This window comes from Gluconobacter sphaericus (assembly GCF_016757795.1).
In the GTDB taxonomy this organism is placed as follows: Bacteria; Pseudomonadota; Alphaproteobacteria; order Acetobacterales; family Acetobacteraceae; genus Gluconobacter; species Gluconobacter sphaericus.
Genome location: NZ_CP068419.1, coordinates 1,216,474 through 1,231,208, shown reverse-complemented (window position 1 = coordinate 1,231,208; position 14,735 = coordinate 1,216,474). Strand labels below are relative to the sequence as shown.

Sequence of the window (14,735 nt, the reverse complement as noted above, 5' to 3'; positions counted from 1 at the left end):
GGAGTACCGAGTACCGTGGATTATACGATACACCAGCCGGAACTGGGGGTTGTACACAGCCTCTCTGTGGGCAATTCGGGATTGAATCCGCGACTCCCATGCAGACTGCGGCCTCCAGAGTTGTACACAGTGTGAACAAGATGGGGTACATTTTCAGAAAGCCGGGTACCCCAGTATCCACAGGGTTCATCTTAACCTCCAGCATTTCTTTCTTTTTTCTTTTATGATTAGTGGGCGGCATGATTTCGGAAAACGCACCTTCCTCACTCTCATCAAAACCGCTTCTGCGGGCTCTCCGTGGTGAAGCTGTCTGGCCGCCTCCGGTCTGGCTCATGCGTCAGGCAGGCCGCTATCTCCCCGAATTTCGCGCCATGCGTGACCGCGCCGATTTTCTGACCCGATGCATGACCCCGGACATGGCCACCGAGCTGACGATCCAGCCGATCCGTCGCTACGGCATGGACGGCGCCATCCTTTTTTCCGACATTTTGATCCTGCCCTGGGCCATGGGTCAGCCCCTTGAATTTATTGACGGTCGGGGTCCCGTTCTTAGCGCCATCCGCTCCGAAACCGACCTCGCAAAGCTGGACCCCAAACGCGTACAGGACGCCGTCGCACCAGTGCGGGAGACCTTGTCCCGCCTTGCAAAAGAGCTTCCGGACGTTACCACACTTCTGGGCTTCGCAGGCAGCCCGTTCACGGTCTCGTGCTACATGGTAGAGGGCGGTGGATCGCGGGATTTCGCCGAAACCCGCCGCATGATGCAGACCAACCCGGCCCTGTTCGATCGCCTGATTGACACCCTGACCTCGAGTACCGCCGAGATGCTCTGCGGCCAGATCGAAGCAGGCGCAGAAGCAGTGATGCTGTTCGATTCCTGGGCAGGGATTCTACCGCCCTCCGCCTTCCGTCGCTACGTGATCGAGCCGACACGCCAGATTGTCGAGTACATCCGCACCCGTCATCCCAAGACTCCGATCATCGGTTTCCCGCGCCTCGGCGGTATCATGGTCCGGGAATATGCGCAGAAAACCGGAATTAACACGCTGGCGCTCGACACGGTCGCCGATCCGGCACAGATCTCCGAACTGCTGGCCAAAGCCGTCCCCGGCCTGACGCTTCAGGGCAATATGGATCCAATGATCCTGTTCTCTGGCGGTGAGAAAATGATCCGTGAAGCCCAGGCTATCCGGGACGCGATGCGCGGAAAACCTCATGTTTTCAACCTCGGACATGGTGTCATGCAGCACACGCCGCCCGAAAATGTTGCAGCCCTCGTTGAGGCGGTACGCTCCGTATGACCACCGCTCTGGACCCAGCAGGCCAACTGAAACTGGTCATTTTCGATTGTGACGGCGTCCTCGTGGACAGCGAAGGCCCCTCCTGCCGGGCTACGGCGGAATTCGCCCGCTCCAAGGGGGTGCCCATTTCGGACGACGAGGCGCATAAGCGCTTCGCGGGCATGGCGTTGCCGCAGGTCGTGAAAGAACTCGAGCAGGAACTTGGCCATTCCTTGCCCGATGAAACGGCATTCAAACTGCGCGAAAATCTCGTACAGATGATGCAAAAAATCGCAGAACCTGTAGGTGGAGCGCTCAAAATGCTGACAGATATGCGGGCTTTGGGAATGCCGGTCCGGGTTGGCTCGAATTCTTCCATCCGGGAGATGGACGCCAAGTTCGATCGTACCGAAATGTCGCAGTATTTCCCGGAAAACCGCGTACATTCCGCCAATGATATGGGATGCCCGAAGCCTGCACCGGATGTCTATCTGTACGCTGCAAAAGCCGAAGGCATCCTGCCAGAAAACTGTGTTGTGATCGAAGACAGCGATACTGGAGCAGAAGCCGCCTGGAAGGCTGGCATGGCCTGTGTGCTTCTTCGCCCCAAAGACATGCCTGCCCCGTCCTTCTGGCCCGTCGAAGGTTCGGTCCGTATCGCCCATCTGGACGAGCTGGTACCGCTGCTCCGCCGGACGCTGGAAAGCCAGAAACCCGCATGACTGACTTTCTCGCGACGTATCAGAGCTGGATCCTGTCCCTGCACATCATGGCGTTCATCGCTTGGATGGCCGGGACATTTTATCTCCCGCGTCTGTATGTCTATCACTGTCAGGTGGTACCGGGTTCTGACGAGAGCGAGCGGTTCAAGGTCATGGAGCGCAAGCTTCTGCGCCAGATCATGACGCCCGCCATGATCGTGACGTTCCTCGCAGGCGGTGCCCTGGCCTCCATTCCCGGACTGATCGACTGGAATGCGGGCTGGTGGTGGACGAAGCTGATCTGCGTCTTCGGTCTCGCAGGATTTCACGGTGCCTGCGGAACATGGCGTCGCGGTTTCGCCGAAGACCGCAACCAGCACCAGGAAAAATTCTACCGCATCGCCAACGAAGTCCCCACCATCCTGATGATGGTCATCGTCATCATGATCATCGTCCGCCCTTGAGAAAGATCCCGAATAAAAGTTTTTGGGTGTCGCCTTTTTTCAAAAAGGTGACGGTCTTTGAAGCTTTTTGAAAAAAGCTTCACCAAAAACTTTTTTGACTTTCAGATCAGGCCGTATTTCACGCCGGTCATTTGTTCCGAGACGGTCCACAGACGCGCGGCCAGTTCGGGTACATGCGCCAGAGCCGGAAGCCCCGCAATTCCCGGAACACCACGGCGCTCCCCCGGTCCCTGCGGACCGTAATAGCTGCCGTCACGCGCCTGCGGGCTGGCAAGGGCATAGAGCAGCGGCCACGCGCCTTCCTCGACGGTTTGCCCCATGGCGTGAAACACCGGCTTGGCGACACTGCGCGCCAGACTACGCATGAACCGCGCGGCCTTGTTCGTGGATTGGTCCAGATTGCCGTTATTTGCGACAATATCGCTTGCCGCCCAGCCTGGATGCGCCGCACGCGAGTGGATGGGCCAGGGCGCTTTAGCGGACCGGCGGCTAAGTTCGAGCGCAAACAGCAGGTTGGACAGCTTGCTCTGACGATACCGCACCATCGGATTGTAGGAATGCCGCGCATTCAGATCACCGAACGGGATTTCTCCCTTCAACGCCGCCAGAGATGCCACCGTCATGACCGTCGCATTCCCCGCCGCCAGTAATGGCAGCAGCCGTCCGGTCAGAGCGAAATGCCCGAGATGGTTGGTGCCGAACTGCAACTCGAACCCGTCTTTCGTCGTCAGACGCGTTGCAGGCCCCATGACCCCAGCATTGTTCGCCAGAAGATGGATCGGCTCGCCCCGGCTGCGCATCGCGGATGCAAACGCCTCGATCCCGGCCAGAGACGCCAGATCCAGTAGTTCGAACCGCGCTTTGACGAACGGCACGCGCTCATGAAGCCGTGCCAGCGCCGCTTGTCCCTTGTCATGACTGCGACCGCTCAGCACGATTGCAGCGCCCTGTTTCGCCAGCCCGCAGGCCACCTCAAACCCCAGTCCCCCGGTCGATCCGGTGATGAGCGCCGTCTTTCCGTCCAGACGTTCAGGAGAGTCCGTGGACCATGCGGGAGCGGCGGGCTGTGTCATGACGTCTGTCCTTCCAGTCTGTGTCAGCTCGGTTTCTTGTCCACACGCGATTCATCGCGCTTTTCGTCTTCCTCGGCCTGCCGGAGCGCCTCATCCGTCAGGCGCTTCTCGTTCTTCTTGAGAAAAACGAGCGCCCCGATCAGACAGCAGACTCCCACGACCGCCATGGCGATCCCGACCGGCCCGGTGATTTTCTCGATCTGCTTGCCAAGCTCATAGGTCACAAAGGCATAGCCACCGGCCCAGCAGATGCCACCGAGTGCATTGAAAAATAGGAACGAATGCCAGGGCATCCGGTTCGCTCCTGCCAGCAATGCCACGAACACGCGCAGCACCGCGACGAAACGCCCCAGAAACACGACGATCCCGCCATGCCTGCGGAACAGATACCGCCCCAGCATCAGCCGCTCTTCGGTCAGACCGACTTTCTGGCCGTGCTTTTTCAGAATGCCGTAACCGAAGTGATGGCCGATCAGATAGCCGATATTGTCGCCCATGATGGCGCCAAGGACGGCCGCGAGCGCGATCCAGCGGATTTCCAGATGATGGGTGCTACCCGCGTAGAGCGAAGCGGCGATGATGACGCTTTCTGCCGGAAGAGGAAGGCCCATGCTCTCGAACATGACGGTGATGCCGACGACGCCATAGCCATACTGCACCAGCATGTGATCGAGAAAATGACTGAGATGAAACAGTGTCCTGGTCCTGTTCAAGCTGTGGCGGAAGAGAGTGCCACCGGCTACGATACTACGGCATCGGAGACAGGATGAGAAATGACGACATCGCCTTCCCCCATAGCCAACCCTTCTGTATCGGGAAACTGGCCGTCCTGGGTGACGCCCGAACTGGTGGCGGGTCGCACGCTGTCGTTCTCCGAACTCCGCACTGCTGGGAACTGGACCTTCTGGCTTGAAAGCCGCCCGGATGAACAGGGCCGCTCCGTCATCACGGGCCGTAATCCGGACGGAAAGATCCACGACCTGATCCCGCCCGGCTACTCGGTCGGCACCCGCGTGCACGAATATGGCGGCGGCGCATGGAATGTGCGCCTGAAGAAGGGTGTCCCGCAGGTCGTTTTCAGTGATCGCAAACGCGGTGGGGTCTGGTTCAGCGATGGCGCCACCGCCACGCAATGGGCCGAAGCTGGCGAAACCCCCGAACACCGCTACGCTGATCTCACCTTCGATCCCACATCCGACGCCGTATTCTGTGTCCGCGAAGCTCATGGTGAGGGCGTGCCCGCCGCAGCTCTCGTCCATGTTCGTTCTGACGGACGCGAAACCGTTCTGGCGGAAGGGGCGGATTTCTACGCCGCCCCCCGCCCCTCACCCGACGGAAGCTTCCTCGCATGGTTCAGCTGGAACGACCCGGCCATGCCCTGGACCGTCACAACCCTCTGCGTCGCCCCCTTTGATCGCACAACCGGCACGCTCGGCCCCGTCACCGACCTGACCGGGCCCGAACCATGCAGCATCATCGAACCCTGCTGGTCCCCTGACTGCACGCTCTACGCAACGTCCGACGCCTCGGGCCGCTGGACCCCCATCCGCTTTTCCCATGACGATACAGACTGGCACCCCCACTCCCTAGACGGCGCCAATGCCGAAATCGGCCTGCCGCACTGGGTATTCGGACAGCGCAGCATGGCGCCCCTGCCCGGAAACCGCCTGCTGGCCCTCGGCATCCGCCACGGCCTCAATCACGTCCTGCTGGAAGACAACGGCTGCTGGACGGATGTCTCCCTCGGCACCCCCGTCAACGTCCCGCAACCGCTCGAAGACGGACGTTTCGCCTGGATCGACTCCCCCGCCGATGCCCCAGCAGCCATCGCCACAGGCCGCATTGGCGAGCCCTGCGACCGCTTCCGCAATAGCGTCACACTCCCGCCCGGTGTTACGAAAGCCGATATCGCAACTCCCACACCCCTGACCTTTCCGACCACCAACGGCGCACAGGCCCACGCCCTGTTCTACGCCCCAGCCAGCAGCACCAGCGCGTTGCGGGAAGGAGAAAAACCCCCACTCGTCGTCATGGCGCATGGCGGCCCGACCGGCCGCGCCAATCCGTCCTTCGCCTTCAAGGTGCAGTGGTGGACCTCGCGCAGTTTCGCCGTCCTCGACGTCAATTATCGCGGCTCAACCGGCTTCGGCCGTGCTTATCGTGAAGCATTGGACGGGCAGTGGGGCGTCGCGGATATCGAAGACTGTCTCGCCGGCGTGAAGGCCGTTCTCGACCGCGGCCTCGCCGACCCAGCCCGCTGCGTCATCCGCGGCAGCAGCGCCGGCGGCCTGACTGTCCTGGGGGCTCTTGCACAGTCAGACCTCTTCGCTGCCGGAACGTCCCTCTATGGCGTCACGGATCTGCGCGCTCTCGCCGAAGAAACCCACAAATTCGAAGCCCGCTATCTGGACGGCCTGATCGGCCCCTATCCCGAAGACGAGGCGGTGTATCTGAAACGTTCTCCCATCACGCAGGCAGGCGGAATTTCCGTTCCCGTCCTGTTCCTGCATGGCGGCGCAGATAAGGTCGTCCCCCTGTCACAGGCGGAGTCCATGCGCACAAAACTCGAACATTCCGCCCTGCACGTCTATCCGGAGGAAGCCCATGGCTTCCGCGCCCGCGAAACCATAGAAGACGCCCTGCAACGGGAACTCGCTTTCTATCAGCAGGTTTTCAATTCATAGAGCCCGGCAGATCCCGGTCTCAGTCGTCGGAAAGTCCGAACTGGCTGGGATAGGGCATGGCGTTGCGGCTGAGCTTCTTCTTTTTCCAGTCTGCCAGCGCCCTGTCATATTCGACATGGCGCAGGGCGAGCTGCAAAGCTTCCACATGCCGCTCGTCGGCCGGGTCCATCATGTTCTTGCGCCAACCCGCCGCAATCAGCCAGTATTCCCCGGCCAGCCGCCACTCCCCGGCTTCATGATGCTGCAGCGCCAGCCGCTCAAGCCCATGATATTTATTCTTCGGATTGGCGAGCGCGTCGGGCGTGAGGATGAAATCATCCCCTTTCCAGAGGAATGTCGATTTCATGTAGGGAAACTGCCGGGTCATCACACCCGGATCTCCGAAATGCTCCTTGATCAGCATCGGAACCAGCCTGTCGTAAGACCTACGCCATTCGCACTGCACAGATCGCTTCCCTGAAAATCACATTGAAAAGAGTGCGGCCTCTATAACGAACAGGAACACCAGAGTCGATTTCTTCAATTTATCCTAACCACTCCCTGTTCCGCATTAATAACAATATAATTGTTATTAATAAATAAAATAATGTTATAATTTAATCTATACCGTAACTGTCAAAGAAAATATTCGAAGTCCCGGAAACGGGTTTGAATTTCCATAATACTTCTTCTAAGAAGCCTGACCGCAATTACCGATGCCCTTTTCAGGTCCGAACGCTCTGTCATGCGTTCAGAGGGCACAGGGTTATTTTTTCGGCACGATTCCTTCTCTCTCCCGTCAGAGTCCCCGAGTCTTATGGACACCAAAACCCTCTTCTCCGGAATGGCCCTGGCCTTCGGAGCATACTCCGCGTTCGCTATCAGCGACGCCTTTTCCAAACTGCTGGACGGGAGTCTCGATCCTTTCGAGGTTGCGTTTTTTGGCGGGGTGTTCGGGTTCCTCATTCTTCCCTTCATCCGTAAATCAAACGAATCCTACCTAGACGTCGTGCGCCCGAAGCTTCGCGGCATGTGGCTTCTGCGGGCCGTCTGCGTTTTCGTCGCCACGGCTGCCAGCGTCGAAGCCTTCATGCTGCTCTCGATGCCCGAGGCCCTGTCGATTACCTTTCTAATGCCGCTGTTCGTCACGATCCTCTCCGTCGTGCTGCTCAGGGAGAAGGTGACGTTTTGGGCGTGGCTTGCGGTTGTTTTGGGCTTTACGGGCGTTCTTATCGTGCTGCGTCCGGGAATGCGCCCGCTCAACCTAGGCCATCTCTGCGCGCTTCTGGCAGCCTGCGCCAATGCGGGTAGCGTGATCGCCTACCGGATCGCCAGCAAGGAAACCGTGCGCCTGTCGCTCTTCGGGTCCAGCCTGATGGGCGCACTGGTCGGCAACGGTCTCCTCATGCTCGCCCACGCTACATGGCCTTCCAATACAAAGATCTGGTTCTACCTGTTCGGCTACGGCTCCCTGGCCGCCCTCGGACAGCTCTGCATGATGCTTGCAACCGCCAGAGCACCGGCAAACCGCGTGGCGTTGCCGCAATATAGCCAGATGGCCTGGGGCGTCGCGCTGAGCTATTTCCTCTTCAAACAGCCGCTCGACCGCTGGACTTTCGTTGGCATCGCGGTGCTGACAGCATCAGGTCTGCTGAACTGGATACGTCAGCGCATCCGCTACGAAAAAATGGCGATGAAAGAGCGTCTCGAGCGCTTCAAGGCGCGCAAAGTTGCAAAAAAAACGGCTCTGTCTACGCGATAAAGTGGAGGGCTCGAACCCCTCTGGTTTTGAGGCTTTTTGTGTAATTCCATCACTCTTGTGTTGATTGGGAGGTGGAAGATAAAGCAGCGCAACACGAACACCGGGAAAGCGAATCTTCGAGAGGGACGGCTGGATAAAACCAATACGACCTCAACCATCTGGGCCGACACGGTCTATCGCTCAAAAGCCAATGAGGATTTCATGGAAAAGCAGGGCTTTATAGCTTTCTCTTCCAGAGCGTCCATGAACCAGTCGGCGTCTTACCCGCGATCTCCCAGCATCCATTGTGTTGCAGGAAGATTGTCCAGCAAGGCAGCGGCACCAGTTTAATCGCTGATCTGTTCCGCAGTCATGAAAAAGCTCAGCGGTCGTCCGTTTTGATCGGTGACCGCATGGAGCTTGGTATTCATACCGCCTTTGGTGCGACCGATCAGGCGGCCTGGATACCATTTTTTTAGCTGCAGGCTTGAAGTCGTGCAGTGCGTAGAGCGTCTTGTGTAGACCGTACTCCTGTGGCGCATCCCATTGAGGTTCACGAAAATGATGTTGCTCAACACACGGCGGTCATCGATGCGAGGTTTACTATGGCTTCTTGGGAAAGAACGGCCGCAGACGGTTCATTTGTTCGTCTGTCAGCCAGTACAGATCGCTCATCTCCAGTCTCCTTACAAAGCCTGAATCAGATTTCCGTAATCAAATTAATCAGTCCTGAGCCTAGGGCTTCGCTAAGCGTGCTGTCAGTTCTCAAAAAGTACAACTGTAAGAAAAATCAAATATTTATAGGATTTAAGATTTTTTGGAAGAGAGAGGAAGAACCTATTAAAAGTCGAATGCTCTACCAACTGAGCTACCGGTTCACCTGCACGCTGGCTACCCCTCAACCCATGATGGCGTCAACTTCGTCATTCGGAAAAAAACAGGCTTTCGTCCCCATACGCCTGACAACGCGACACCTCGCTCCATGGCCTCCCGCACGGAAAGAGGCTATGGGCGCGACGTCCTGCATGTCCTGACCGTAGCCACCCCTTTTTCAACCCGGAAGGAAGACACAGATGCCCATCGAGATTCTTCCCGGTCTCCAGCTTGAAGATGATGAACTGAAAGTCACCTATATCCTCGCCTCCGGGCCGGGAGGGCAGAACGTCAACAAGGTGGCCACTGCCGCACAGCTCCGGTTCGATGCCGCACGCTCTCCAGCCCTGTCAGACCGCATCCGGACACGCCTGATTGAACTCGCAGGCAGCCGTGCGACTCAGAATGGCGAAATCATCATTACGGGTCGCCGTTTTCGCACACAGCAGAGGAACCGTGAGGACGTTATCGAACGCCTGGCAGAGCTGATCCGCAAGGCGGCTCACCGCCCCACTTTCCGCGTGGCCACCCGTCCCGGCAGAGCAGCACGGCAGCGTCGCCTTGACGGAAAATCACACCGGGCCGGCATCAAACGCAACCGCAAGGTCCGCCTGGATGATTGAGATATATTGGTGCGTTAAGGAAACAAAATACTTTTCTATATAATACCCTTGGCTCATTTCATTCCCACAATCAGGAATATGTTTCTCAAAGCATACTCCTTCTGGAATTTCTTTTCTCATTTTTTGGGGAAAAAACATATTGTTGCCATTCTGCAACGGATCAAAAATCTGTTGCAGGAATCATTTTTGCTACTTTCATGTAACGAATTTTTATAATTACTATCCAAAAACCCCCTCTGAACCCAAGGGCGGCGTATCATGGAGGTATAGATAGTAATAATGAAATCCCGGCATCGTATCTCCCTACTCGTAACGACGGCAGTTTCCGTCATACCCTGCATGTCTGCCCTGGCCGCAACCACCACAGCGCCTCCCGCCACACGTCATCACAGCATGAAACCCAGCAGCGCCACTCACAGTGCTGCCCATCCTGCGGCCGCGATGGCCACATCTGCCGTTGCAGCACCTCGCAAGAAGAAGACGGACGTCAATTTCACGGGCGAAGCCGAGACTATCAACGTCACTACCGGCACCCATGCAACCAACCGCAAAGCCCGCGAAAGCTCTTCTCCTGTCAGCGTAATTTCGGCTGCAACGCTGCGTCATTCCGGCATGATGAACGTCGCGGATGCCCTAACCCGGACCTATGCCTCCATCAACGTACAGGCCATGGGCGCGGATTCTTCTGCCCTGACGTCTTCCATCCAGATGCGCGGCCTAGGCCCTAACGAAGTCCTGGTTCTGGTGGATGGTAAACGTCGTCACAACACCGCTAACATCACGGCCGATGCTGGCCCGCAGTTCGGCTCCACGGGTGCCGATCTGAACACGATCCCCGCCAGCGCCATCGACCATATCGAAGTACTGGAAGATGGCGCGGCCGCAATGTACGGCTCCGATGCCATTGCCGGCGTGGTGAACATCATTACCAAGAAGCAGGCTCACGGCATGCACACTTCGGTACAGACCGGCGCGAACGCCTATAACGGCGACGGCTGGCAGTACAAGGTGGATGCCGATGGCGGCGTGAAATGGGGCAATGACGGCTATCTGCACATCAGCGGTGAAGTCTACCACACTGACCACATGGTCGTCGGCGCACGCGACCACCGCTTGATCGGAAGCTGGCCCAACAATGCCACCACAACGGGATATTATAACGGTGTCGTTCCGAACGCGATGAACGTACCTGCTGATTCCAATAAAATCATGAGCACGCCCGAAGAAACCCGCGAAAGCCTCGCCATCGATTTCGGCAAGACCATTACCGAAGGCGTAAATTTCTACGGCCTCATCACCTATATGCACCGCCATGGCGAAGCGTATGAAAACTATCGCACGCCCGTTATCGCGCCCACCATGTATCCGGCCGGCTTCTCCCCACTCGAAACGTCGGAAGAGAACGACTACGCTGCTACTCTAGGCCTCAAGGGCGATAATTTTCTCGGGTTCGACTGGGATCTGAGCACCACTTACGGTGCCGATGGCAACAAGATTGGCAACAAGAACACCGCCAATACAGGCATGCTCGCCAGCACCTGCTCGACCGATCCAACATCATCCTATTATTCGACCGATGGCTGCGGCTGGTCGCCCAGTTCGACACGTGCCGAGACCTATCGCATGGCGCAGTGGACCAATAATCTGGACTTCCGCCGCCAGTTCAACATCGCTCATACCGTTCCGATGACGCTGGCCTTTGGTGGCGAGCACCGTCTCGAAACCTATCAGATTAAGGCCGGCACTCCGCCGTCCTATGAACTGGGCGGGACGCAGGGCTATGCCGGTCTTGGCCCCAACAGCGCCGGTAATTGGAGCCGTGATATCTGGGCCGCCTATGTCGATGGCGACTTCCATCCGCTCCCGCACTGGGATCTCGATTTTGCTGGACGATTCGAGCACTACACGGATGTCGGTAACACGGAAAACGGCAAGGTCTCGACCCGCTATGACGTGAGCAAACGCATCGCGATCCGTGGCACGATCAGCACCGGCTTCCGCGCGCCCACACTGGCCGAACAGCACTACAGCGCCATGAACGTGGACCCGACCGGTGCCTCCGGCCTGCTCCCCGTCAACTCGACGGCCGCCCGTATCCTCGGTGCCAGCGCCCTGAAGCCCGAACGCTCCGTCAGCGCCAGCGGCGGCATCGTCCTGGAGCCCGTAAGGAATTTCCATGTCGAGGCGGATGTCTATCAGATCAATCTGCGTGACCGGATCGTGGGCGGTGGTACCGTCAACGGTCAGCCCGCCGTCGATGCCATCGAAGCCATGGGATACTCCCTGCCTCTGAACAGCATCACTCTCGACAATGTCTCTGCCTATTACATGACCAATGGTGCCAGCACCCGCACGCAGGGTCTCGATATCAAGGCGGACTACATGTTCCGCTTCCACAATGCCGGAAACCTGAACCTCAGCATGGCGTTGGACCTGAACCGGACGCGTCTGCACCACAACGGAACGGACACCAACGGCAATCCGCTGCTGAACGCGCAAAACATAGGCTACATCACGACCGCCTATCCGCGCAGCAAGATCATCCTGAACGCGCTTTATACGATTGGGAAATGGGACCTCAACGTGCGCCAGACCCGTTACGGCGAGACCACGGACATGCTGACTTACTCTGACTGGACGGACAAGACGCTGACCTGCCCGAGCGGCGGCAAGCTGGCCTATTCCAACAGTTGCTTTGCGCAGTTCAAGAATACGCCGCGCTGGCTTACCGATATTGAAGTCGGCTATCGCTTCAACAGCCACTGGCATCTGGCGATTGGTGCGAACAACGTCTTCAACGTCCGCCCCCGTCGTGTTCCGCAGATCAACAACTCCCGCGGCGCCCAGATTTACGATCAGTTCTCGCTACAGGTTCCCATCACAGGCGGGTATTACTACGGACGGATCAACGCCAACTTCTGAACCCATTGCAGAGTAATCTACAGGAAAAGGCATTCCATAAAGAGGTGGAGGGTTCGAAAAACCCTCTGCTTTTGAGACCTGTTCTGTGATTCCATTTCTCCTGCATTGATTGAGGGAATGGATGGCGAGGCAGCCTGGTTTTTTTTGATGTTGAAGCAGCGGCTTCCTCAGCTGAGTGGGCTTGGTGATCAGCTCGAAGCATTTTCCCGGACTGTAGATTTTGAAGTCTTCCGCCGTGATCTGGAGCAGGCTTTGGTCTGCTCAGACAGCAGTAAAGGTGGACGACCGCCATTTGATCCGGTGCTGATGTTCAGGATCCTGGTTATCCAGACGCTGAACAATTTGTCCGATGAACGGACGGAATATCTGATCAACGGCTGCCTGTCGTGCATGTGCTTTCTGGGATTGGGCCTATCGGAGCGCATGCCTGATGCCAGAACACTCTGGCTGTTCAGGGAACGTCTGACGCAGGCTATCTGCCGATGTCGGGCCAGATCCTGGAGGCAACGCTGGTGGCTGCTCCAAAGCAGAACTCCAACGCAGAGAAAAGCAACCTTTGGGAAGGACGTATTCCTGAAGACTGGCAGGACAAACCCGCAAAGCTGTCGCACAAGGATCGTCATGCGCGCTGGACAATGAAGTTCACGAAGGCGAAGCGGCAGGATGATGGAACCATGCCCTCCAGCGATCTCGCTATCCCATTCTTTGGCTACAAATCCCAGGTATCGATAGCGGGACCGGGTTTGATGCCATGGAGAAAGTCGGAGAAGCACAGGCTTCGGAGACGTGCTTGTGGATCAGACCCGGTTCCCGGCATGCCGGGAACCGGGTCTATACTCTCAGAGCGAACCAGGCCGGTTCGGGGCTGAAGTCCCTGAGAGATCCGCCGATCGTCTCGTCTTTTGTGAAGCATGAACCCGGTCCGGCCGCGCTGACGGGGCAAGAGTAACATGATTGTGGCGTCTGCTTTGAGTGAAGTTGATCGGCCACGAATGACACACCTGACTGTGACCGTAGCGTTGGTTCCCTCACCAGAAAGGACCGACCATGACATTCCGTACCATTGGTATTGATCTGGCCATTCGCGGAGATCACCTCGCTCAGATCTATGACGATGGCCGCCCTAATGGCCGTGCAATTCGTTTCAGGCACGATCAGCCTTCACTCGCCGCTTTTGTTCAGACAGCCGTGATGGGGCTGAGGGCGGATGACCACATTCAGGCCATCATGGAGCCAACCGGTATGAGCTGGTTTCCTGTTGCCCACCATCTTGCAGATGCTGGCGTCACCGTGGCTCGCGTCAAGGGAAAACGGGTCAAGGCTCTACGCCGCTACCTTTCCGAACACGCCAAAACGGATATGGCTGATGCCCAGATCCTGGCGGCCATACCGTCATTTGGTGGACCACGTCTTGATCCAGTCCACATTCCGGATCCGCAAAGCCACGCTCTTCAACGTCTAACCAAACAGAGAAGCCGCTTTCAGAACGAGATCGCGGATGCCAGGCGGCGCCTGCTTGATCTCATTCGTTGGGCATCCCCCAGGCTTGAAGCAGTCTTGCCTGACTTAGGAACACGGCTCTCTTTGGCCCTGTTGCAGAAATGGTTTCACCCCTCGGATGTTTTGAAGGCGCGTCGTACGACACTCGCCAAATATGTTGGAGCTCATGCGGGAGGGAACCATCCGCGCAGTGGGCCTTTTGTGGAAACGCTGATCACAGGGTTACGTGAAGCAGCGCAATACGCCCAGAACCTTCATGGGACACACATTGATTTTTCGGAACTGCAATTCGAAATCGCGACGGAAATTGAGAATGTTCTGAAGAAAATTCAAATAGTTGGAAATCTTGAGCAGCATATTGCAGATCTCTACAAACACCTCGACCCACAGGCTCTTCTGCTCAGTATTCCGGGTGTCGGCCGTCATCTCGCACCGACCCTGATTGGTATCTTGCAGAACATTGAGCGGTTTCATTCCGAAAAACATTTACGGGGTTTTTGTGGCCTGTTTCCCAGGAGGGCTGATAGTGGTGGTGTGGAGCGAGCGGGCCAGACCCTGACCCAGGGTGGCAATAACCGCATCAAACACGCACTTTATCTTGCTGCTGATACGGCACGAAAAACAGATCCTGAACTGGCAGAACTTTATTGGAGGCTGATGACTGCGAAAGGTCATCATCACAAACAGGCTTTATGTGCCGTTGCCAATCGTATTGTGAACCGGATCTTCAGCGTTCTCAAACGAGGAAAGCCTTATGAAGTGCGCGACAGGGAGGGAAACGGCATCACCATGTGTGAAGCAAAAGCCATCATTCTGGAGCGCTATACTGTCGGAGAAAACATCAGAGCAGGACGTCGTTCCAATCGGATCGAAAAGAACTCCTGAAACCGGAAAA

The 14,735-nt window shown here is 57.2% G+C and carries 11 protein-coding genes and 3 pseudogenes; 10 read left to right on the top strand and 4 right to left on the bottom strand.

Going from position 1 to position 14,735, the window contains the following annotated elements; all coding sequences use genetic code 11:
* The first annotated feature begins 239 nt into the window (after positions 1-239).
* Genes hemE through hemJ form a run of 3 tightly spaced genes read left to right on the top strand, consistent with a single transcriptional unit; the run spans position 240 to position 2,445 of the window.
* A complete protein-coding gene (hemE, locus tag IGS75_RS05845) occupies positions 240-1,301 on the top strand; it encodes a uroporphyrinogen decarboxylase (protein ID WP_202257900.1) in 1,062 nt (353 codons plus the stop codon).
* On the top strand, positions 1,298-2,002 hold the full coding sequence (locus IGS75_RS05840; protein ID WP_202257899.1) for an HAD family hydrolase: 705 nt from the start codon (positions 1,298-1,300) through the stop codon (positions 2,000-2,002). The genes hemE and IGS75_RS05840 overlap by 4 nt, the downstream gene beginning before the upstream one ends.
* Positions 1,999-2,445: a protoporphyrinogen oxidase HemJ gene (hemJ, locus tag IGS75_RS05835; RefSeq protein ID WP_202257898.1), complete on the top strand. Its 447-nt coding sequence runs from the start codon at positions 1,999-2,001 to the stop codon at positions 2,443-2,445. The genes IGS75_RS05840 and hemJ overlap by 4 nt, the downstream gene beginning before the upstream one ends.
* Before the next feature lie 101 nt (positions 2,446-2,546).
* Here hemJ and IGS75_RS05830 read toward each other — a convergent pair whose 3' ends face one another.
* Together IGS75_RS05830 and IGS75_RS05825 are read right to left on the bottom strand one after the other, a co-directional pair.
* A complete protein-coding gene (locus IGS75_RS05830; RefSeq protein WP_202257897.1) occupies positions 2,547-3,518 on the bottom strand; it encodes an SDR family oxidoreductase in 972 nt (323 codons plus the stop codon).
* Positions 3,519-3,541: 23 nt separating this feature from the next.
* Entirely contained in the window at positions 3,542-4,141 is a 600-nt protein-coding gene (locus IGS75_RS05825) for a DedA family protein (RefSeq protein ID WP_174787583.1), read from the bottom strand.
* Positions 4,142-4,291: 150 nt separating this feature from the next.
* Between IGS75_RS05825 and IGS75_RS05820 the strand changes: the two genes are divergently transcribed.
* Entirely contained in the window at positions 4,292-6,202 is a 1,911-nt protein-coding gene (locus IGS75_RS05820; protein ID WP_141352864.1) for a prolyl oligopeptidase family serine peptidase, read from the top strand.
* Positions 6,203-6,221: 19 nt separating this feature from the next.
* Here the strand turns inward: IGS75_RS05820 and IGS75_RS05815 are convergent, their stop codons facing one another.
* Positions 6,222-6,605 (bottom strand): hypothetical protein, encoded by a 384-nt coding sequence (locus IGS75_RS05815; protein WP_174787581.1) that lies wholly within the window; start codon positions 6,603-6,605, stop codon positions 6,222-6,224.
* A 393-nt stretch (positions 6,606-6,998) separates the two neighbouring features.
* On the opposite strand from IGS75_RS05815, the gene IGS75_RS05810 reads away from it, so the two are divergent.
* Positions 6,999-7,943: a DMT family transporter gene (locus tag IGS75_RS05810; RefSeq protein WP_228123956.1), complete on the top strand. Its 945-nt coding sequence runs from the start codon at positions 6,999-7,001 to the stop codon at positions 7,941-7,943.
* A gap of 108 nt (positions 7,944-8,051) precedes the next feature.
* Positions 8,052-8,168, top strand: a pseudogene (locus IGS75_RS05805) (IS5/IS1182 family transposase); the annotation flags it as partial.
* On the opposite strand, the pseudogene IGS75_RS05800 reads toward IGS75_RS05805, so the two are convergent.
* Positions 8,135-8,597, bottom strand: a pseudogene (locus tag IGS75_RS05800) (transposase); the annotation flags it as partial. The pseudogenes IGS75_RS05805 and IGS75_RS05800 overlap by 34 nt on opposite strands.
* A gap of 398 nt (positions 8,598-8,995) precedes the next feature.
* On the opposite strand from IGS75_RS05800, the gene arfB reads away from it, so the two are divergent.
* The 4 genes and pseudogenes from arfB (at position 8,996) to IGS75_RS05780 (ending at position 14,725) form a co-directional block, all read left to right on the top strand.
* Positions 8,996-9,418 (top strand): alternative ribosome rescue aminoacyl-tRNA hydrolase ArfB, encoded by a 423-nt coding sequence (gene arfB, locus IGS75_RS05795; RefSeq protein ID WP_202257896.1) that lies wholly within the window; start codon positions 8,996-8,998, stop codon positions 9,416-9,418.
* Positions 9,419-9,697: 279 nt separating this feature from the next.
* Complete coding sequence (locus IGS75_RS05790; protein WP_141352868.1) at positions 9,698-12,340, top strand: TonB-dependent receptor plug domain-containing protein; 2,643 nt, start codon at positions 9,698-9,700, stop codon at positions 12,338-12,340.
* 134 nt (positions 12,341-12,474) lie between these two features.
* Positions 12,475-13,071 (top strand): annotated as a pseudogene (locus tag IGS75_RS05785) (transposase); the annotation flags it as partial.
* Between the two features lie 316 nt (positions 13,072-13,387).
* Positions 13,388-14,725 (top strand): IS110 family RNA-guided transposase, encoded by a 1,338-nt coding sequence (locus IGS75_RS05780; RefSeq protein WP_202256526.1) that lies wholly within the window; start codon positions 13,388-13,390, stop codon positions 14,723-14,725.
* Positions 14,726-14,735 lie beyond the last annotated feature (10 nt).